The sequence below is a fragment of the Spongiibacter pelagi genome, from assembly GCF_014705705.1.
In the GTDB taxonomy this organism is placed as follows: domain Bacteria; phylum Pseudomonadota; class Gammaproteobacteria; order Pseudomonadales; family Spongiibacteraceae; genus Spongiibacter; species Spongiibacter pelagi.
This window is the reverse complement of sequence record NZ_JACXLD010000006.1, coordinates 117,879-135,805: the sequence shown is the minus strand read 5'-3', so window position 1 is coordinate 135,805 and position 17,927 is coordinate 117,879. Positions and strand designations below refer to the sequence as shown.

Here is a 17,927-nt window from a genome sequence, read left to right as displayed (position 1 = left end):
TGCGGCAAATTCTTAAAAGGCGGTTTCACATGAATCAGCGCACCCAATATTTCCATCTGCTGCTGCAAAACTTGAAACAAAGCGTAGAAACCGGACTCTCTGAACTCAGCGCCCATGAGCCAGAAGCAGGTGAAGAGCTGCTGAAACGCTTCGATCTGGTACTGGGCCGCATTGCCGCAACCAGCGACCGGGAAGATTACCTAGGCGACGGCCAAGACCTACTAACCCGCATTATTGCGCTTTATCCGCAACTCACGCCCGCCATTCACCGCGATCTGCTGTGGTTCTTTGGTGGCGACTGCCTGCATTTTCTGAGCGATGAAGAGTTAGATCACTACCAAAATCTGGAAGAACGCTACTACCAGCAGGCTAGAGATTCTGGCGATGCGGACTATCGCTCGCTACGCGCTCAGGAATTTGGGCTGCATTAACGCCACCCTTCTGCTTAGCGTGACCATAAGACAGGCGAAAAAAAAGCGAACTAAACAGTTCGCTTTTTTATTTGGAGCGGGATATCGGGTTCGAACCGACGACCTGTACCTTGGCAAGGTACCGCTCTACCAACTGAGCTAATCCCGCAAAATTTTGATTATCTGGCTGTGATCTTTCACATCAAATAATCGAAATAATGGCATCCCGTAGGGGACTCGAACCCCTGTTACTGCCGTGAAAGGGCAGTGTCCTAGGCCACTAGACGAACGGGACCCCGCAGCCTTTCAAGCAGTTCAGTGCTCGAAAGAGGCGGCAATTTTAGAAGCAGCTTATCCAAGCGTCAAGCGCAATTGGTTGAAAACGCACTTCTTTTTGCCGACTACCGGTGAAAAAAGGAAGCTATTCCTCTCTTCAAAATAATGGCATCCCGTAGGGGACTCGAACCCCTGTTACTGCCGTGAAAGGGCAGTGTCCTAGGCCACTAGACGAACGGGACGCGGCCTCACTTTTGACGCAATCACGGCCTATGTGACGACGTCTGAAAGTGGCGCGCATTGTAGGGAGCAGGGCCGGTATCGTCAAGTCGAAATTGCCATGAAATCACTTTTTCTTTCAGTTTCAATGGCCGGCACAGACAGAGAACTGGAATTTCAGGATTTCTGCAAATCCAATGAGGCCGAGTTTACGCAATAGCGCAGCCCGGTTGGCGCTGGGCCATCAGGGAAAACATGGCCCAAATGAGCGTCGCAGCGGGCGCAAGTAATTTCATCTCGAATCATGCCGTGGCTGGTATCTCGGTGAACATCTATCGCCGTTTTATCCAGCGCTTGAAAAAAGCTGGGCCAGCCAGAACCAGAATCGTATTTACTCTCGGAATCGAACAAAACCTGCCCACAGCATTTGCAAAGATATTGGCCAGTGGATTTTTCCTGATTATAAACACCGGTAAACGCGCGCTCAGTGCCCTTTTCTCGGCAGATATAAAACTCTTCATCACTGAGTTGCTCACGCCATTGGGCCTCAGTTTTCACGACTTTTTCCACCATTTCCCCTCCACTTCCACCACGGTATCGACTTATAATCCGCCCTTGGCCTCAGATTTTAGAATAAACACGAAATCCGGCAGCCAACATACTATTTTTACAGGAATGTTAAACCAGACCCCAAACATTTGGTCAAGAAGGTAATCATGGGCCGTTATATTCAGAAATCCAGCAAGCTCGACAATGTGTGCTACGACATTCGTGGACCTGTCCTGCATCGAGCGAACGAGCTGGAGGAAGAAGGTCAACGCATCATCAAGCTGAATATTGGCAACCCAGCCCCCTTCGGCTTTAACGCGCCCGACGAAATCATTCAAGACGTCATTCACATGCTGCCCAAAAGCGAGGGCTATAGCGACTCCAAGGGCCTTTACTCAGCCCGTAAAGCAGTCATGCAGGAATGCCAGAAAATCGGCATCCCCAATGTGGAAGTGGGCGATATTTATTTAGGCAACGGCGCCAGTGAGCTGATCACCATGGCCACCCAAGCCCTGCTCAATCAAGGCGATGAGGTATTAATCCCCGCCCCCGACTACCCGCTGTGGACCGCGGTAACCTCCCTCGCCGGCGGCACGCCAGTGCACTATCTTTGCGATGAAGAAAATGACTGGCAGCCCAATCTCGATGATATTCGCAGCAAGATTACCGAACACACCCGGGCGATTGTCATTATCAACCCCAACAATCCGACTGGCGCCGTATACAGCCGTGAATTGCTAACCGAACTGGTCGCCATTGCCGAAGCTCACAATCTGGTGATCTTTGCCGACGAAATCTATAGCAAGATTCTCTATGATGACGCCGTGCACATTCCGCTCGGCAGCCTGTGTAAAGATACCCTCTGCCTGACCTTTAACGGCCTGTCCAAAGCCTATCGCCTTGCTGGCTTTCGCAGTGGCTGGTTGATTGTGTCTGGTGCCAAGGAACGCGCGCAAGATTATATTGAAGGGCTGACCATGCTGTCTTCAATGCGTCTGTGCGCCAATGTTCCAGCGCAACATGCCATTCAAACTGCACTGGGCGGCTACCAAAGCATTAATGAACTGATTCTGCCCGGCGGGCGCTTACTTGAGCAGCGCGACCTTGCGTGGGAAATGCTGAATGCCATCCCCGGCGTAAGTTGCAGCAAACCCAAGGGCGCAATCTACATGTTCCCTCGTCTCGATCCTGAGGTTTACCCCATTATCGATGACGAACAAATGGTGCTGGATCTGCTGAATCAGGAAAAAATGCTGCTAGTGCAAGGCACCGGCTTTAATTGGCCAAGCCCGGACCATGTGCGTATTGTTTTCCTGCCGAATAAGATTGATTTGGAAGATGCGATTGAGCGCTTTGCGAGATTCTTGAGTCGCTACCGGAAAAAATTACAGGCTGTCGGCTAGGCTTTATAAGACAGGACTTTCAATGAAGCTGCCGCATCGCTTTCTGGAAAGTCCTTTCGCCCAGGCAGGCGTTCAATAAATTGCCCTTCTGGCCAGTGCTCGGCAACCATCTCCTGAAGAAAATCCGTATCCAAATACGGCGCATTCAAACAGATCAACGCCTCACCACCCTCGGCGAGTAACTCTGGCATTTTGCGCAGCAGCCTTGGGTAATCCTTACGCACTTCAAAACTACCTGCCTGCCGCGACGGCGGATCGCAAATCACCAGATCATAGGGCCCCATTTTTTTTATTCGCCCCCAAGAGCGGAAAATATCGTGGCCCAAATACACCACTTCCGTATCGGTAAATTCCAAACCAGATAGTTGGTGATTAACTCGCCCGGTACGCAGTGCCGATTTACTCATATCCACATTTACTACCCGCTCCGCGCCTTCGGCAGCCGCCGCTACAGAAAAGGCGCAGGTGTAGGAAAATAAATTGAGAATCCGTTTACCCTTTGAACGTGGCCGCAACCATTGCCGTGCCGGCTGCATATCCATGAAATAACCAATATTCTGGCGCCCACCAAACTGCAGCTGGAATACCAAATTATGCTCTTTAGCTACAGGGCGCTCTGGCAATTCTCCCCAAAGCAAGTCCAACTCGGCATCGCGCTGATAGCGATGCTGAACCGCAGCCACCCCAACGGACGACGCTAGATGCGTTGTTAATTGGGAGCAAAATTCGGCCCAAAATTCAGCCTCAGGCTCGCGGTACAACACCACCCACAATACCGGCGCAAAATAATCCACCGTGAAATATTCAAAACCGGAAAAGCACTGACCACGGCCATGAAACAGCCGAATTGCATCATCACTTTCCGCTATTTTTTGCGGCCACTGAGCAAACGCAGAAACCGATGAAAACTGCTTAAAATCTGTCAAAACCTGTCCTTAACTAAAAAACTACTGCTGACCAATGCGATACATCACCTGATCGCGATAACCCGTAATCACCGGAATAAAACCAGCCCATTCAGCATCTAACTGCGCATCATTGCTATCAACCAAGAGTGGCCGACCTTCAAGTCGACTCAATTTGGTCTTGGTGGCTAACACAATAAAATTGTCGCGCCCCACTCGGCGAATAAGCTCCGGCGTCAACTGCTGATTACCTCGCCCCAGCAAATGCCCCTGCCCGCCAATCGCTGTTATCAACACCTTGACCGGCCCATCGTGCTGATCCAGCGCACCACTAAGCCCCGCCGCATCCAAATCATTAGCCAGTAACTGCTCAGCAAGCACTAGATCAAACCCCAGCAAGGTATTTTCCAAACCCAGCCGCTCCATCACTCCGGCGGTGGTTGAGCCCGGCCCGACGATATAAAGGGTGCGATCATCCATGGTTTCGACCACTTCATCGGCGATTTCCGCTACCGCCAACTCCTCAACCTCACGGCCGCTGTCTTTCACTCGCTGCAGAAATCCGCCCAGCTTCGGTACCAGTAACTCACCGTAATAGCGGGTCGTCACCCGCCCTTCGCGAAAAGCCTGCTCATCAATATCGCGCACTTCTTGCTCGGCAATATCCACTAACTTGCCGTTGATCAACGCTAGCACAATTTCGGCCGCCGCTTCCGGGCTGACCGCATACACTCCGGAATGCATTTTTACGCCTGCCGGCAAACCCAGCGCCGGCAAATCCGTGCCAATGGCCTGCACCATATCCCGCGCGGTGCCATCCCCGCCGACAAAAACCAACAAATCCGCGCCAGCTTGCTTTATCGCCTTTGCTGCCGCACGGCTATCCTCTGGCGTACTTAATTTCTCATCTGCGGGCTTCCCAACAGCGTCGAATGGCAAACCGGCTTCTGCTACCACTTGCTCCGCCATCGCACCGCGAAAACCCAAGACCGAAACCGACATTTTCTGCTGATCCAATCCCGCTTTTATTTGCTGAAGAAATCGCAGGCAACGCGCTTCCGAGCGTGACATTTCATTCGCAGAGGGCACAAATTCGGGCTTGAGTTTCAGCAGATCATCACTACCTTTCAACGCCAACGGCCCACCCAAACCCGCCAGCGGATTAATCACTAAGCCCAGCTTAAAAACCGCAGAACTCATTTTTCTCCTCGCCCTTGTAAGGCATTTAACAAGGAAGCCAGATCAGCTTGTTCTGACCGTAAACTCAGCGAACTACTGCCTAGCTCTCTGCGCAAGGGATACGTTTTACGTAACACATCAAAAGCCCTGCCCCGCTCGGCATCATCTTTCAAATTGCTTAGCGCCTGCCGCAGGCGCGCATCATCTTCACGCACATCGTAAATCGCTAATATCGCTTCGCGGATAAGCTGTGAAGGCGCTTCTGAAACAAGCGTAATTTCATCAGCAGGCGGCAATACCGCATCCACTGTCGCTGCAGAAAAAGACTGATTCAGTTGCAGTGCCAACCACTGTGCAATCTGACGGGTGCCGTTTAATTTGCCGTCACTGCTGTAACCGGCAATATGGGGCGTCGCCAAAAAGACCTTTTCCAATAGGGCCAAGGGAATGGCGGGCTCCGGTTCCCACACATCTAAAACCTGAGTAATGTCTGGGCGTTTTTCGGCCAGCGCCAATAGCACTTCTGTTGAAACCACCTCTCCGCGACCCGCGCTAAGCAATACCGCGCCCTCCGGTAGGCGACAAAGCTGCTCAAAGGATAACAGATGAAATGTGGGGTAATTTCCAGAGCGAGTTAATGGCGCATGCAAGCACAGCATATCGCTCTGCAACACCGAATCCAGCGAAGTCAAAATACCTTGCTGTGCTATCAGGGGGTCATAAGCCAAACAGCTAATACCCAGCCGCTGCATACGCGTTGTTAAACGCTGCCCCACATTGCCATGCCCAATAACGCCTAAACGACCACCGGCCAAGAGACGCTCAAGAATATCGCCACACACCGCCATTGCGCTGAGCACAAAATCGCCCACCGAGTCGGCATTGCAGCCGGGCGCGGTAGACCAAGCGATACCCTGCTGCTCAAGAAACGTCGTATCCAGATGATCCGCACCGATTGTTGCTGAACCCACATAGCGGATATTTGTGCCTTGCAATAACTCACGATTTACCCGCGTAACCGAACGCACCATTATCGCATCAGCGCTAGCCAACACCTCTCGCCATTGCGGTTCGCCGAGCTGCCGTCCGGGCACACGCTGCACCTCACCGAATTGACTAAAGGCCTCCAGCGCAGCTGGGATATTTTCATCAACCAGAATTCTCATGCCGTTTATTTCCGCTTTAATTCGGCCTTAATGACGCAGTGCAAATGCTTGAGGAAAGCGTTTATATTGCTGCCGCAGCCAAGATTCAGGCAAACCGATCTCCATACCCGTAGCGATAAAGCGATCAAGCTCTGCCCCCTCGAAGCGAGCCTGCTGCCAATCATCTGGCAACGGTACGTCTTCACGCAAACGACATAACTCTCGGTAAAGAAAAACTGCTTCGCGCTCTGTCTGTAACTTTTCAGGTAGTCGCGCAGCACCCCGGCAACTCAAGTCCTTCAGTGCCGCCAAATTGTTATATACCGCTTCCAAATTTTCGTAGCGCTGCAAAATTGCCTTTGCCGCGACCGGACCAATGCCTTTCACCCCCGGAATATCATCGACACTATCGCCAACCAGCGCCAGATAATCCGGCAATTGCTTGGTATCAATGCCACTCTCCTGCTGCCACTGAGCACGAGTTTTAGCTGGGGCTCCGACATCTTGAATAGAGTCGTGTTCGGCGGTAAGAATCTGCGCCAGATCTTTATCCCGGCTTAAAATTCGAACTGCTCGTCCCTGCGCACGCGCCTCGCTCGCCGCTGTTGCCAATAAATCATCGGCTTCGAATTGAGATGAGGCCCAGTGGGTCACCGACAAGGCCCCACAGATTTCTCGGCAGGCATTAAGTTGATAGGCCAAGGCCTCGTCGGGCAGAGCACGGCTAGCTTTGTAATTCGGGTATAGCGCTTCACGAAAACCCTGCCCCAGACTTTCATCAAAAGCCGCCAAAAAATAGCGCGGCTGATGCTGCTCCAATACTCTCAGCAAGGTCTGAGTAAAGCCCTCAACGGCATTTAGGGCGTATCCCTCAGAGCTGTAAAATCGCTCAGGCAGACCAAACCAGGCTTTGAAAATATAGATCGAGGCATCCATGGCATAGAGCGCATGATGTTCTAGTTCTGGCTCAGGACGACTCATCGACACAACTCGGCCAACGGGTAATCCTCTGCTATTAACTGCAAGGGGCCACCAAAATACTGAGCTAAAGCCTCTCGAAACTGCGCCGCCCTTACTGGTAAACCACTTTGTAAATAGCACTGAACTTGCTGCCAAACCGCCAATTTAAACGGGAAATCATCGGTGGACTCACCATCGAGATTATCCACACTCACCTGAAAGGCTAAGCCCGCGGCCTTACAAAACAGCCATTCCAAGGCCTGAGGCTTTACTTCCACCTGCTCAAACGCATATTGCTGCTGAGCATTGCGACCATCTGCGGCATACCAGTAACCAAAATCAGCAAGCGCACGGCGCGCCTTACCAGCTATACACCAATGCGCAGACTCATGCAGCGCGCTGCGAGCAAAATCCTCTCGGAAATAAAGCCGATGAAGCTCTTCCTTTTCACCGGGCTGGTAAAAGGGCTCATCGGCACCACCGATCAATACTGTTTGTTCAGATGCCTGAAAACAGTCAGCAAAAATCTGGGACAGATTTTCAGCATCGGCCCCTTCGGCAAATCCATTTGAGATTGAGTGCGCCTCAAACATTAAATTTAAGGCCCGCCTCGCCTTCAATAATCTCGGATGGCAAGCAGTCCTGCGATTGCAGTTGCTGCATATAGGCTTCGGAGAGAAAGGCTTCTCCAGCTAACAAATGTGCCAAATAGCGGCTTTCAGGGATGATCTGGTTGTTGATAAAGGCGGGATTCGCCAAATAAACCCAAGCCAATTCCAAACCCTGCGCAGTATGCACATGCAGGCATTCGCGACTGTAGCGCACCGGCGTGCCCTCAAAGCCATCCATCAAGGCAATCGCCGCTGGGTCGGCAAGCTCATACAGCACACCCTCAACCGACGATGTCGTAAACGGTTCAATATTGGCGTAGGCCACGCCGGGGCTGGCATGGGACTCTTTATTAAAGCGCAGCCGATATCCCGGCAGCGAGCCTGATCGCGCTGTATGAAAGTACAGCCCGCGTGCCTGCATACGCGCGGGATTCATATTGGAGCCATAAGCAAAATAAAAGGAAATTGGACGGGTCACGGCGGCGCTTTTAAAGAAATACTTGGCAAATGGATATTGTGCAGGTAATTTTATCAGAAAGGGATAACGACGCACGCCGTGTCGCCATCCTGCGACATGGCGTGCCGCCCACTACGTTAGGAGCTGTCTTATGGATCCACGTAAACCCGGCACCACCCGAACGGCAACGATTCTTCCCTTCCCTGACCGTCCACGAGAGGTGGACCAACAAAAGATTCTGCAGCTTTCCCCCGAATACGAAGGCTTATGCCTGCTTTACTCTCATCACGCCCTTTCCCACGACAAACTCTACGCCATTAAAATTCTGTGCTGGGCCCGGCTCGCCGACGGCAGCGTGGTAGCCCTAGTACCTTGGCTGAAAGGCATTGCCCGCTGTATTGACCTAGACAACCCCGAATCTGGCTGCGCTGAAGGCTATTACTGCCCGCGTAGCGAGCGCCGCTTCAGCGATGCCCCCGAGCACCATCAACGCGCGCTGGAAGTTCGTGCCACATATCCAAACAACAGCCCAATAGTGCAGGAAATTCCCGACCTGACCGGCAGCCACGCCGCATTGATTCATGAAGATAACAGCCGCTTTCAATTGGAACCCGTGGTGAGTTGGCAGCTAAACGACAAAGGCGAGATGACCGCCATGTTGGCCGATACCAGCGAAACCAAAGAGTGGCCGATACTGCCCGGCTCAGACTGCCTCTACCCCGCCACCGAAGAAAACGGCTTTCGCTATTTTTTCCAGTATCACATTGCTAATCAAATCAAGAGCGGCGGCGTAATGGCTACGAGGGCCTTAAGTAAATTAATTACGCCCTAAATCACTGGAAAGGAAATACAAACCAGAGCTTGTTAAAACACAGCTCTGGTTTTTTATTTAATAAGTATGTCCGCAGGGATAGAAAATCGTGATGACAGCCCTTTGATTTGGGCAAGGGTTAAATCACGCCGACCATTCAAAACATGAGAAACCGCGCTCTGATTGCCTATCTCGGGAATCTGGCTCTGAGTTAAGCCATGCTGTTCCATCAAGAAACGCACAACCTGATCTGGTGAGGCCTCGGGCATAATAAACTGCGCCCTATCATGCTGCTCAATTCGGTCACAGAGAAGCCCAAAAAGCATTTCCATCGGGCCACCGTCATTCGCTTTACCACTCTCAATGATATTGTCAGCCATTTCTACAAGCCGATCATATTCATCCGCGCCACCAAGACCCGCAGCAGCATGAAACTGAGACCAAGCTTTATAAGCTGATTGCCTGTTCATTTCCATTGCTCCTTATCGTATTCCGCGTGAGTTAACACCGCTTTGATGTAGCAAATTTGGTGTGTAAATTGTATGAAGGCTATTAGGCGAAATTTATTGCCTCCAATATTGAAGACATGTAAATCACCCACCTTGTCGATGCCACGAAAGACATTACGTAAATCAGCGAAGTTTACATACGACCGGCACTCCACCAATTTACGCCAAGCCTGCAAAGGTTCTGCAGCTTGCGGGTGCATCTTAGCGAACTCAACTAGCCGCTTATTAGTGATGACTCTCATACAAGAAACATTACACCCCGTAATCTTTAATTACAAGGCGTAATACTGAACCTCCTTGTTCAAAATACTTGCTCGCGCTGGATTTATAGGTGCTACTAATATTGAGTTAGGCCTTACCTCAACCCTGCTTCCGCACCAGATAGCGGTAGCCTTCCTCTTCATCGCTGACCTTGCCCTCTTCACTGAGCAGCAGCTCATGATTCAGAAAATTACAGAACTTGGGAATATCTCGGGTGGTAGCAGGATCAGTGGCGAGAATTTCCAGCACTTCCCCAACCGCCATATCGCGGATTTTATTATGTAGCAGCATCACTGGCTCCGGGCAGTACAGGCCGCAGGTATCGAGCAGGTGATCAGCACGGGGAAAGTCGGTGGAACTCATGGGCAAACTCACTAATTGTCGAGGCGGTATTGTCGGCTCTCAGGGTAAAAACACAAGCCCGTGTTACGTTTTAGGCAACACGGCCCAAGATTCCGAACCCGGATCAAAGGCAATCAGGGCCTTGCCGGAAATAAGCGATTCACGCAGTTGCTCAATCTTCTCACCTTCACTTAGCTCACGCTCGCCGTAGTCTGTGCCATCCCGTGTTACCAACTCTTCCAACATCCCCTGCAGGGCATCTTCCGACAATTTCTGCCACGGAATTTCCAGATAATCACTCACTACCAAACCTCATTCACACTATGTTACGGGGCGACGATTTTGCTGCTGTACAGCGCCCCTTGCTTTCACGTATCGTAACAGCGCTTTGTTTTTCCTCACAGTGAAAGGCGACTCCCAAACCGGGAAATGCCCAAGATAAAAAGGTGATTTGTGAATACCTCACTGGTTTTTACTTTTATAGGTGCTGACCGCCCCGGTCTGGTGGAACGTATTGCTGAACAGATCAGTGCCCATCAAGGTAGCTGGCAGGAAAGCCGAATGGTTGAACTGGCCGGCCAGTTTGCCGGCATCGCTAGAGTTACAGTAGCCAGCGACCAGACCGAATCGCTGCGTCGCGCACTGCAAGCGCTAAGCAGTGAAGGTCTTGAGATCACCCTGCAAAACAGCGACAGCAAGGTCAGCAGCCAGCGCGTTAAACCCTGCAAGCTCAGTGTGGTGGGTAATGATCGCCCCGGTATTGTTCACGAGATCAGCCGGGCCTTGAAACTACACCAGATCAATGTGGTAGAGATGAGCAGCAATGTCACCAGCGCCGCCATGAGCGGAGACACGCTGTTTGAAGCCTTGGCTCAAGTGGAGTTGCCGGCAACGGTGAATCGCGACCAATTGGAAGACGCGCTGGACAGCATTGCCGACCAACTCAGCCTCGATATTTTGGTGGAATAAAGCTCAGCAACGCGCCGCTTTCATTAGCGGCGCGAGAACAATTTAAAAATAAATACCAGCACCAAGGCGGCACCAGCCAACACGCCTACGCCAAATAGACAGACCAGAAAGTAATTCAGAATATCTTGCAGGGGAACATCAAAGGTATTCACGGCTGAACTGACCAGCAGCGCCGTTGCTAGCACCGCTAATAGTGGCGTTCTTATGCGTTTAAAGCGGCGCCACCACTGCAGTAAATACTCAAATTGGGATTCTTCACTCATCTCTTTCTAACTTAAGCTGTCTTCACGCAACCACTCACAACGTAACTTACCGCCACCCTGCCCCGGTGCATGAAACTCATCTTCGGCATGCCACACAAAGGTATGAGTGCCATTATAAGCCGTTTGCAGATGCACCGTGGCAGACACCCAGTACATATCGTGCAACATGGCTTCAAACAATTTCAGCCACTCCGTCCACTCGTGCTCAATGCCCTTATACGAAGCGCCAAAGTGAATAACATCGGTCTGGCAATCGCCAAAGTCCACCGCCTGTTGCGGCAGGGAAAACATCTCCCGGCACAAAAGCGGCCAATCTTCTGCTAGCGGCAAGGACTCAGTAACCCGGCGATTTGCAGCGCGGCGCTCACCAATGCCATCGGCATTGCTGACAAACTGCATATCGGTGATACACCCGTAAACAACGGATTCATTCGCCATTGATTATTCTCATTGCGGAAATAATTGCAGTCTAACCAGCACGGAAAATCGACGCCAGCTTATTGCGCATCAATCTCTTCCAAGGTGACCGGTTCGGCAAAATAACGCCAAAATAATAATGCAGCCACCGCTACGGCAGCCGCCGCGATTGCAAAACACAACTCGGGGCTTACATCCCAAAGCAGGCCGCTATAGTAAGCACCCAACGCACCGCCCGCGCCGTAACTTAAACCGCTGTAAAGCGCCATGCCCTGTCCGTGATGATGGGGAAACCAGCGCCGCACGGTTTCCACCGCCGCCGCATGAAAGGAACCAAAACTGGCGGCGTGCAGGCACTGAGCAATAAACAAACACACTGGCGAATCAACCAGATAAGCAATCATCAGCCAACGCAATACACTCAGCCATAAACTCCACAATAAAATATTGCGCAGGCTGAATGCAGCAAGGAGCCGATGCATAACCAAAAACAGCAGCACTTCAACCAGCACACCCAGCGACCAATACAAACCGGTAATGGTTTTGGTGTAGCCCTTGTCTTCCATAAAGATGGAGAAAAACGTGTAGTACGGTCCGTGGGAAAGTTGCAGAAAAAAACTGCTAAGAAAAAACACCATCACCGCTGGCCGACGCAGAATAGAAAACAATGGTGCCTTGGCTTGGGAAGCGATATCGGTCGCTTTGGGCCGCTCGGCCACGAGCAAACTGCACAGCCAAATACCGACTAATAACAAGCTTACAATGATTAATAAATCAAAGATCGGGTGATAATCCAGCCAAGCGCCCACCGCCATAACGGCCACAATAAAACCGACCGAACCCCATACCCGAATAAGCGAATAACGGGCATAGCGCCCCTCAAGGTGGCTTAGGGTCAGCACGTCAAACTGCGACAGCACCGCGTTCCAAAAAAAGCTATAGCTCACCACCACCAGCGAAATCCACCAGTAGTCATCGCTGAAATACACGCCGAGAAAACAAACTGTGGCTAATAAGGCGCCTAGGCGAATCACTCGGGTTCGACAGTGATAACTGTCCGCCAGCCAACCCCAGATATTGGGCGCAACGACCTTGGTCACCATGACCAAGGCCGACAGAAAGCCAATTTGAATTGAGCTAAAACCGAGGGATTTAAGGTACAAGGCCCAGTAAGGCAGCCAAGTGCCTAACAGGGCGAAGTAGAAGAAATAAAAACCCGAGAGCCGCCAATACGGCAATGCCGCCGCCATTGCTACTCCCGATAAATCAAGATGACGCCGGAATTATTGGCGTTGCACTATGCACACCCGCATTTTGCCCACGGTCACGCAGCAGATGATCCATCAACACAATGGCCACCATAGCCTCAGCAATCGGCACCGCACGAATACCCACACAGGGGTCGTGACGACCGGTAGTAATCACCTCGACCGCTTCGCCATCTTTGTTAATGGTATTGCCCGGCACCAAAATACTGGAGGTAGGTTTAAGGGCAATGCTTGCCACCAAATCCTGCCCAGAAGAAATACCGCCCAAGACACCACCGGCGTTATTGGAGGTAAAACCGTCCGGAGTCAGCTCATCGCGATGCTCACTGCCTTTGGCAGTAACGCAGTCAAAGCCGGCACCAATTTCCACACCTTTAACGGCATTTATGCCCATTAATGCATGGGCTACATCTGCGTCCAAACGATCAAAAACCGGCTCGCCCAAGCCTACCGGCATACCTGAAGCGACCACCGTTAAGCGCGCACCGATGGAATCTCCCGATTTACGCAGAGCTTGCATAAAATCTTCCATCTCGGGAATTTTGGATTCATCGGGACAGAAGAACGGATTGGTTTCCACAATATCCCAATCCACTTTTTCTACTTTGATTGGGCCCAGCTGGGAAAGATAACCGCGCACCTGCACGCCGCAGTACTCCGCCAAATATTTCTTTGCTACCGCGCCAGCGGCAACACGCATGGCGGTTTCACGCGCAGAAGAACGGCCACCACCGCGATAATCGCGAATGCCGTATTTTTGCTCGTAGCTGTAATCGGCATGCATGGGGCGAAAGCGATCCATGATTTTGCTGTAGTCTTTGGAGCGCTGATCGGTGTTTTCAATCAGCAAGCCAATAGAAGTGCCGGTGGTTTTACCCTCAAATACACCAGATAAAATCTTCACCACATCATCTTCACGGCGCTGCGTGGTATAGCGCGAAGTACCGGGCTTGCGGCGATCGAGATCGATCTGTAAATCCGCCTCAGTCAATTCCAAGCCCGGAGGACAGCCATCAATAATGGCCCCCAATGCCAAGCCGTGACTCTCCCCAAAGGTGGTCACAGTGAATAATTTTCCGATGGAATTTCCCGACATAATCTCAACCTGCAAAAATCTGAACGCGGATTATACGCAAAACCGCGCCTAACCGCTTATTCTAGCGTGAACGACTTAGGCAAACTCCGCCTGATATTGCTCCAACTGCTCCCGGCTCAAGGTAAACACGCCGTGGCCGCCCCGCTCAAACTCCAACCATGTAAAAGGCACATTCGGGAAAGCCTCATCCAAGGCAATACAGCTATTGCCGACTTCAACCACCAGCAAGCCACCGGGATTCAAATGCCCGGCGGCCTCACGCAAAATACGGCGGGCGATATCCAAGCCATCGCCGCCAGCGGCCAAACCCAAGACCGGCTCCCGGTGGTATTCATCAGGCATATCCGCCAGATCTTCCGCATCCACATAAGGCGGATTACTCACAATCAGGTCATAGCGGGTATCACCCAGCCCATCAAACACATCGGACTGACGAGCCTGAACCCGATGCCCCAATTCATGGCGGGCAATATTGATTTGCGCCACATCCAGCGCATCGCTGGAAATATCAGCCAAATCCACTTCGGCATTTTCAAACGCGTAAGCACTGGCAATACCAATACAGCCGCTGCCAGTGCACAAATCCAGAATCCGAGTCGGCTCTACCCCAAGCAGCCAGGGCGAAAAATGCTGTTCAATCAACTCGGCAATGGGCGAGCGCGGCACCAAAACCCGCTCATCCACATAGAAAGACAAACCACAAAACCACGCCTCTCGCGTGAGGTAGGCGGCGGGCAAACGCTCAGCTACCCGGCGATCAAACAGAGCCAAAACCTGCTGTTTTTCTTCGCTGACCAAACGGCAATCCAACACCTGCTCTTGCAAGTCCATGGGCAAATTCAGGGCATGAAACACCAGTACCATGGCCTCGTCGTAACCATTGTCCGTGCCGTGACCAAAAAACAAACCGGCGCGAGCAAACTCGCTCAAACCAAAGCGAATAAAATCCCTAACGGTATGCAGCTCATCAGCACATTTCTGCAGTCGCTGTTCTGGGGAGACGGTCATTTTTTTGTCCTTGGGTGATCTGCCACTGTTCCGGGCAACGTATTCTACACGGGTTTCGCTTTCTTCCCGCGAAAACCATTTGTTATGATGGGCGGCGAAAATTTGATAATGGATAATACAGTGGAAAAATCTTACGCAGAGATCATTTCAGCGATCGGTGAAGACCTGACCCGCGATGGCCTCCAAGACACCCCCAAGCGTGCCGCCAAGGCGTTTCAATTTTTAACCTCTGGCTACCAGCGCAAAGTAGACGACGTGGTTAACGGCGCGTTGTTTGAATCTGACTGCAACGAAATGGTGGTGGTTTCAGATATTGAACTGTACTCCATGTGCGAACACCACCTGTTGCCGTTTATCGGCCGCGCCCATGTCGCCTATATTCCCAATGGCAAAGTACTGGGCCTGTCTAAGGTCGCGCGTATTGTTGACCTCTACGCCCGCCGCTTACAGATTCAAGAAGGCCTGACCACCCAGATCGCCAACACCATGATGGAAGTCACTGGCGCTGAAGGTGTCGGTGTGATTATCGAAGCCAAGCATATGTGCATGATGATGCGCGGCGTGGAAAAACAGAATTCGGTAATGCGCACCAGCGCCATGCTTGGTGTCTTTAAAGACAACCACGCGACTCGTAAAGAATTTCTGGCACTGGTAGGCAAGTAAACCCATAAAAACGGGCACAAAAAAAGGCGGCTAATGTAGCCGCCTTTTTACTTCCAAAGCTTTGTAACTCCCGGAAGCCTAAGCTCAAGCACTCCCGGCAGCACAACGAACTTAAACGCGCTCGATAATCACCGCAGGGGCCATGCCGCCGGCCGCACACATGGTAACCAAACCGCGTTTCAGGTCGCGACGTTCCAGTTCGTCCAGAACGGTGTTGATCAGCATGGCACCGGTACAGCCAATGGGGTGACCCAGAGCCATTGCACCGCCGTTCACGTTGACTTTGTTGCGATCCAGATTCAGGTCACGGATGTACTTTTCAGCAACAACCGCAAACGCTTCGTTGATTTCGAACAGGTCGATATCGTCGATCGTCAGGCCAGCTTTAGCCAATACTTTGTGCGTTGCAGGCACAGGTGCGTTCAGCATCAGGGTTGGAGAATCACCCATGTTTGCGAAAGCAACGATTTTAGCGCGTGGCTTCAGGCCGTGCTTTTTCGCGTATTCAGGTGAGGCCATCAGCATGGCAACCGCACCGTCAACCACACCAGAGGAGTTGCCGCCGTGGTGAACGTGGCTGATTTTCAGATCGGGGTACACCTTGTTGATCAGGCTGGCGTAAGTGGTGCCGGCTTCATCAAGTGGGTGGTTAGCCAGACCTTCAAAGGCGGGCTTCAGTTGCGACAGTGCTTCAACAGTGGTGCCGGGACGTGGGAATTCTTCTTTATCCAGCGCCAATGTGCCGTCTTCGCGGTATACCGAGATCAAGCTCTTGTCGAAGTGACCGTTGGCAATTGCATTGGCAGCGCGCTCTTGGCTCACTACGGCCAGCTCGTCCAGTGCTTCACGGCTAATGCCTTCCAATGTTGCAATCGCATCGGCACACACACCTTGGTGAGGCTGTGGGTGAATTTCGCGCAGTTGCAGGTTACCGTTGTCCATAAACGCGGGGCCCATATTGCCCTCGTGTCCGTAGTTGGACATCATTTCAGTACCACCGGCAATCACACACTCTTCAAAGCCTGCACCAATGGTAGACGCCGCCAAGTTTACGGTGGTGATACCTGAGCCGCAGAAACGGTCCAGAGTCACGGCGCTTGAGCGCACATCGTAGCCGGCAGTTAACGCCGCCATACGGCCCAGATCGTTACCTTGTTGGCCACGCTGTGAACTGGTGCCCCAGATGATGTCGTCAACTTGCGAGGTGTCGAGCTGGTTGCGCTCAGCCAGTGCTTTCAGTACCGAGGCACCCAGATTTGAAGGGTGAATACCCGCCAGTGCACCTTTACCTGCTTTACCAATACCGCGTGGGGTGCGGCAGGCGTCAATAATCCATGCTTCTCTCATCGTCATATCCTCGAGTTAAACTTACTTACCCAACCAATTCGGGGCGCGCTTTTCTGCAAACGCTTTGGCACCTTCAGTGGCATCGTGGCTAACAAAAATCGGATCAACAATCGCTTGCTGTTTGGCAAACATTTCCTCGGTTGACCAATCGACTTGTTCCATAATCACGCGCTTGGAGGCTTCAATCGACATTGGCGCATTGGCCACGATTTTGGCTGCCAATGCTTTTGCCGCTTCCAGTGTGGTTCCTGCTGGAACAACCTGATTTACCAGACCCAGATCGTAGGCGCGGGCAGAATCAATAAAATCGCCGGTCAGCGCCAGCTCCATAGCGATACGGCTTGGAATCATACGCGGCAGTTTCATCAAACCCCCGGCAGCGGCAGCCAGACCACGCTTGGCTTCTGGAATACCAAATTTGCTGTTGTCGGCCACAACCAGCAGGTCACAGCTCAGCGCCAACTCACAACCACCCGCCAGCGCGTAACCTTCTACGGCACCGATCAGTGGCTTCTTGGGAGAGGCTTCACACAGACCAGCAAACCCTTTGCCGGGGATGATTGGCATTTCACCGGTGACAAATGCTTTCAAGTCCATACCTGCACAGAAGCTGTTATCCGCACCGGTCAGAATAGCAACGCGGATTTCTGGATTGCTGTCCAGCTCGTCCATTGCCGCGGCAATGCCTTTGGCCACTGCCAAGTTAACGGCATTTTTCGCTTCGGGACGATTGATGGTCACCACCATAATCCCGTTTTCAACTTCAGTTAACACTGCTTCAGACATGGCATGTTCTCCTTCTTATGAATTCCAAACCTTTCTTTAAAGAAAAAAAAGCCCCCTAAGCGGGGGCTTTTAA

General features: G+C 51.9%; 23 protein-coding genes and 3 tRNA genes. 5 read left to right on the top strand and 21 right to left on the bottom strand.

Annotated elements, in window-relative coordinates; genetic code table 11:
* Positions 1–29 precede the first annotated feature (29 nt).
* A complete protein-coding gene (locus IB286_RS11560) occupies positions 30–431 on the top strand; it encodes a PA2817 family protein (RefSeq protein ID WP_190765692.1) in 402 nt (133 codons plus the stop codon).
* Positions 432–503: 72 nt separating this feature from the next.
* Here IB286_RS11560 and IB286_RS11555 read toward each other — a convergent pair.
* From IB286_RS11555 to msrB, 4 genes are all read right to left on the bottom strand, one after another.
* Positions 504–579, bottom strand: a tRNA-Gly gene (locus tag IB286_RS11555).
* Between the two features lie 50 nt (positions 580–629).
* Positions 630–705 (bottom strand) — tRNA-Glu (locus IB286_RS11550).
* Positions 706–852: 147 nt separating this feature from the next.
* Positions 853–928 (bottom strand) — tRNA-Glu (locus tag IB286_RS11545).
* A 154-nt stretch (positions 929–1,082) separates the two neighbouring features.
* A complete protein-coding gene (gene msrB / locus IB286_RS11540; RefSeq protein ID WP_190765690.1) occupies positions 1,083–1,478 on the bottom strand; it encodes a peptide-methionine (R)-S-oxide reductase MsrB in 396 nt (131 codons plus the stop codon).
* Positions 1,479–1,621: 143 nt separating this feature from the next.
* On the opposite strand from msrB, the gene IB286_RS11535 reads away from it, so the two are divergent.
* On the top strand, positions 1,622–2,857 hold the full coding sequence (locus IB286_RS11535; protein ID WP_190765688.1) for a pyridoxal phosphate-dependent aminotransferase: 1,236 nt from the start codon (positions 1,622–1,624) through the stop codon (positions 2,855–2,857).
* Here IB286_RS11535 and IB286_RS11530 read toward each other — a convergent pair.
* From IB286_RS11530 to IB286_RS11505, 6 genes are read right to left on the bottom strand one after another with little or no spacing between them, the layout of a single operon-like run.
* Positions 2,854–3,783 (bottom strand): class I SAM-dependent methyltransferase, encoded by a 930-nt coding sequence (locus IB286_RS11530; protein WP_223826332.1) that lies wholly within the window; start codon positions 3,781–3,783, stop codon positions 2,854–2,856. The genes IB286_RS11535 and IB286_RS11530 overlap by 4 nt on opposite strands.
* 21 nt (positions 3,784–3,804) lie before the next feature.
* Entirely contained in the window at positions 3,805–4,962 is a 1,158-nt protein-coding gene (locus tag IB286_RS11525; protein WP_190765686.1) for an ATP-NAD kinase family protein, read from the bottom strand.
* Positions 4,959–6,107, bottom strand: a complete 1,149-nt coding sequence (locus IB286_RS11520) for a 4-phosphoerythronate dehydrogenase (RefSeq protein ID WP_190765684.1) — start codon at positions 6,105–6,107, stop codon at positions 4,959–4,961. Before IB286_RS11520 ends, IB286_RS11525 begins: the two co-directional genes overlap by 4 nt.
* A gap of 27 nt (positions 6,108–6,134) precedes the next feature.
* Entirely contained in the window at positions 6,135–7,067 is a 933-nt protein-coding gene (locus tag IB286_RS11515) for a 5'-3' exonuclease (protein WP_190765682.1), read from the bottom strand.
* On the bottom strand, positions 7,064–7,639 hold the full coding sequence (locus tag IB286_RS11510) for an elongation factor P hydroxylase (protein ID WP_190765680.1): 576 nt from the start codon (positions 7,637–7,639) through the stop codon (positions 7,064–7,066). Before IB286_RS11510 ends, IB286_RS11515 begins: the two co-directional genes overlap by 4 nt.
* A complete protein-coding gene (locus IB286_RS11505) occupies positions 7,632–8,210 on the bottom strand; it encodes a gamma-glutamylcyclotransferase family protein (protein WP_317889748.1) in 579 nt (192 codons plus the stop codon). Before IB286_RS11505 ends, IB286_RS11510 begins: the two co-directional genes overlap by 8 nt.
* A gap of 55 nt (positions 8,211–8,265) precedes the next feature.
* On the opposite strand from IB286_RS11505, the gene IB286_RS11500 reads away from it, so the two are divergent.
* A complete protein-coding gene (locus IB286_RS11500; RefSeq protein WP_190765678.1) occupies positions 8,266–8,946 on the top strand; it encodes a hypothetical protein in 681 nt (226 codons plus the stop codon).
* 53 nt (positions 8,947–8,999) lie between these two features.
* Here the strand turns inward: IB286_RS11500 and IB286_RS11495 are convergent, their stop codons facing one another.
* From IB286_RS11495 to IB286_RS11480, 4 genes are all read right to left on the bottom strand, one after another.
* Positions 9,000–9,395, bottom strand: a complete 396-nt coding sequence (locus IB286_RS11495; protein ID WP_190765674.1) for a helix-turn-helix domain-containing protein — start codon at positions 9,393–9,395, stop codon at positions 9,000–9,002.
* Positions 9,392–9,634: a type II toxin-antitoxin system HigB family toxin gene (locus tag IB286_RS15805; RefSeq protein ID WP_223826345.1), complete on the bottom strand. Its 243-nt coding sequence runs from the start codon at positions 9,632–9,634 to the stop codon at positions 9,392–9,394. The genes IB286_RS11495 and IB286_RS15805 overlap by 4 nt, the downstream gene beginning before the upstream one ends.
* Positions 9,635–9,794: 160 nt before the next feature.
* Positions 9,795–10,058 (bottom strand): sulfurtransferase TusA, encoded by a 264-nt coding sequence (gene tusA, locus IB286_RS11485; protein WP_190765670.1) that lies wholly within the window; start codon positions 10,056–10,058, stop codon positions 9,795–9,797.
* Between the two features lie 63 nt (positions 10,059–10,121).
* The gene (locus tag IB286_RS11480) at positions 10,122–10,340 is read right to left on the bottom strand and encodes a YheU family protein (RefSeq protein WP_317889747.1); all 219 of its coding nucleotides are present in this window, start codon (positions 10,338–10,340) and stop codon (positions 10,122–10,124) included.
* Positions 10,341–10,490: 150 nt separating this feature from the next.
* Between IB286_RS11480 and IB286_RS11475 the strand changes: the two genes are divergently transcribed.
* Positions 10,491–11,006, top strand: coding sequence for a glycine cleavage system protein R (locus tag IB286_RS11475; protein WP_190765666.1), 516 nt, complete (start codon positions 10,491–10,493; stop codon positions 11,004–11,006).
* 23 nt (positions 11,007–11,029) lie between these two features.
* Here IB286_RS11475 and IB286_RS11470 read toward each other — a convergent pair whose 3' ends face one another.
* The 5 genes from IB286_RS11470 to prmB form a co-directional block, all read right to left on the bottom strand.
* Positions 11,030–11,269: a hypothetical protein gene (locus tag IB286_RS11470; protein WP_190765664.1), complete on the bottom strand. Its 240-nt coding sequence runs from the start codon at positions 11,267–11,269 to the stop codon at positions 11,030–11,032.
* Positions 11,270–11,275: 6 nt separating this feature from the next.
* Positions 11,276–11,707 (bottom strand): hypothetical protein, encoded by a 432-nt coding sequence (locus IB286_RS11465; RefSeq protein ID WP_190765662.1) that lies wholly within the window; start codon positions 11,705–11,707, stop codon positions 11,276–11,278.
* Between the two features lie 59 nt (positions 11,708–11,766).
* Entirely contained in the window at positions 11,767–12,936 is a 1,170-nt protein-coding gene (locus IB286_RS11460; RefSeq protein WP_190765660.1) for an MFS transporter, read from the bottom strand.
* Between the two features lie 16 nt (positions 12,937–12,952).
* Positions 12,953–14,050 (bottom strand): chorismate synthase, encoded by a 1,098-nt coding sequence (gene aroC, locus IB286_RS11455; protein ID WP_190765658.1) that lies wholly within the window; start codon positions 14,048–14,050, stop codon positions 12,953–12,955.
* A 75-nt stretch (positions 14,051–14,125) separates the two neighbouring features.
* Complete coding sequence (prmB, locus tag IB286_RS11450; RefSeq protein WP_190765655.1) at positions 14,126–15,058, bottom strand: 50S ribosomal protein L3 N(5)-glutamine methyltransferase; 933 nt, start codon at positions 15,056–15,058, stop codon at positions 14,126–14,128.
* A 108-nt stretch (positions 15,059–15,166) separates the two neighbouring features.
* Between prmB and folE the strand changes: the two genes are divergently transcribed.
* A complete protein-coding gene (gene folE / locus IB286_RS11445) occupies positions 15,167–15,721 on the top strand; it encodes a GTP cyclohydrolase I FolE (RefSeq protein ID WP_223826331.1) in 555 nt (184 codons plus the stop codon).
* Between the two features lie 111 nt (positions 15,722–15,832).
* Here the strand turns inward: folE and IB286_RS11440 are convergent, their stop codons facing one another.
* The gene (locus IB286_RS11440; protein WP_190765651.1) at positions 15,833–17,068 is read right to left on the bottom strand and encodes an acetyl-CoA C-acetyltransferase; all 1,236 of its coding nucleotides are present in this window, start codon (positions 17,066–17,068) and stop codon (positions 15,833–15,835) included.
* A 21-nt stretch (positions 17,069–17,089) separates the two neighbouring features.
* Positions 17,090–17,854 (bottom strand): crotonase/enoyl-CoA hydratase family protein, encoded by a 765-nt coding sequence (locus IB286_RS11435; RefSeq protein WP_190765649.1) that lies wholly within the window; start codon positions 17,852–17,854, stop codon positions 17,090–17,092.
* Between the last annotated feature and the right edge of the window lie 73 nt (positions 17,855–17,927).

Bases quoted from the DNA above. Each gene is read 5' to 3' on its own strand.
- IB286_RS11500 (WP_190765678.1), top strand. From the start codon at position 8,266: ATGGATCCACGTAAACCCGGCACCACCCGAACGGCAACGATTCTTCCC.
- IB286_RS11515 (WP_190765682.1), bottom strand. From the start codon at position 7,067: ATGAGTCGTCCTGAGCCAGAACTAGAACATCATGCGCTCTATGCCATG.
- IB286_RS11510 (WP_190765680.1), bottom strand. From the start codon at position 7,639: ATGTTTGAGGCGCACTCAATCTCAAATGGATTTGCCGAAGGGGCCGAT.
- IB286_RS11560 (WP_190765692.1), top strand. From the start codon at position 30: ATGAATCAGCGCACCCAATATTTCCATCTGCTGCTGCAAAACTTGAAA.
- prmB (WP_190765655.1), bottom strand. From the start codon at position 15,058: ATGACCGTCTCCCCAGAACAGCGACTGCAGAAATGTGCTGATGAGCTG.
- IB286_RS11470 (WP_190765664.1), bottom strand. From the start codon at position 11,269: ATGAGTGAAGAATCCCAATTTGAGTATTTACTGCAGTGGTGGCGCCGC.
- msrB (WP_190765690.1), bottom strand. From the start codon at position 1,478: ATGGTGGAAAAAGTCGTGAAAACTGAGGCCCAATGGCGTGAGCAACTC.
- IB286_RS11520 (WP_190765684.1), bottom strand. From the start codon at position 6,107: ATGAGAATTCTGGTTGATGAAAATATCCCAGCTGCGCTGGAGGCCTTT.
- IB286_RS11440 (WP_190765651.1), bottom strand. From the start codon at position 17,068: ATGAGAGAAGCATGGATTATTGACGCCTGCCGCACCCCACGCGGTATT.
- IB286_RS11435 (WP_190765649.1), bottom strand. From the start codon at position 17,854: ATGTCTGAAGCAGTGTTAACTGAAGTTGAAAACGGGATTATGGTGGTG.
- IB286_RS11460 (WP_190765660.1), bottom strand. From the start codon at position 12,936: ATGGCGGCGGCATTGCCGTATTGGCGGCTCTCGGGTTTTTATTTCTTC.
- aroC (WP_190765658.1), bottom strand. From the start codon at position 14,050: ATGTCGGGAAATTCCATCGGAAAATTATTCACTGTGACCACCTTTGGG.
- IB286_RS11525 (WP_190765686.1), bottom strand. From the start codon at position 4,962: ATGAGTTCTGCGGTTTTTAAGCTGGGCTTAGTGATTAATCCGCTGGCG.
- IB286_RS11495 (WP_190765674.1), bottom strand. From the start codon at position 9,395: ATGAACAGGCAATCAGCTTATAAAGCTTGGTCTCAGTTTCATGCTGCT.
- IB286_RS11535 (WP_190765688.1), top strand. From the start codon at position 1,622: ATGGGCCGTTATATTCAGAAATCCAGCAAGCTCGACAATGTGTGCTAC.
- IB286_RS15805 (WP_223826345.1), bottom strand. From the start codon at position 9,634: ATGCACCCGCAAGCTGCAGAACCTTTGCAGGCTTGGCGTAAATTGGTG.
- IB286_RS11465 (WP_190765662.1), bottom strand. From the start codon at position 11,707: ATGGCGAATGAATCCGTTGTTTACGGGTGTATCACCGATATGCAGTTT.
- tusA (WP_190765670.1), bottom strand. From the start codon at position 10,058: ATGAGTTCCACCGACTTTCCCCGTGCTGATCACCTGCTCGATACCTGC.
- folE (WP_223826331.1), top strand. From the start codon at position 15,167: ATGGATAATACAGTGGAAAAATCTTACGCAGAGATCATTTCAGCGATC.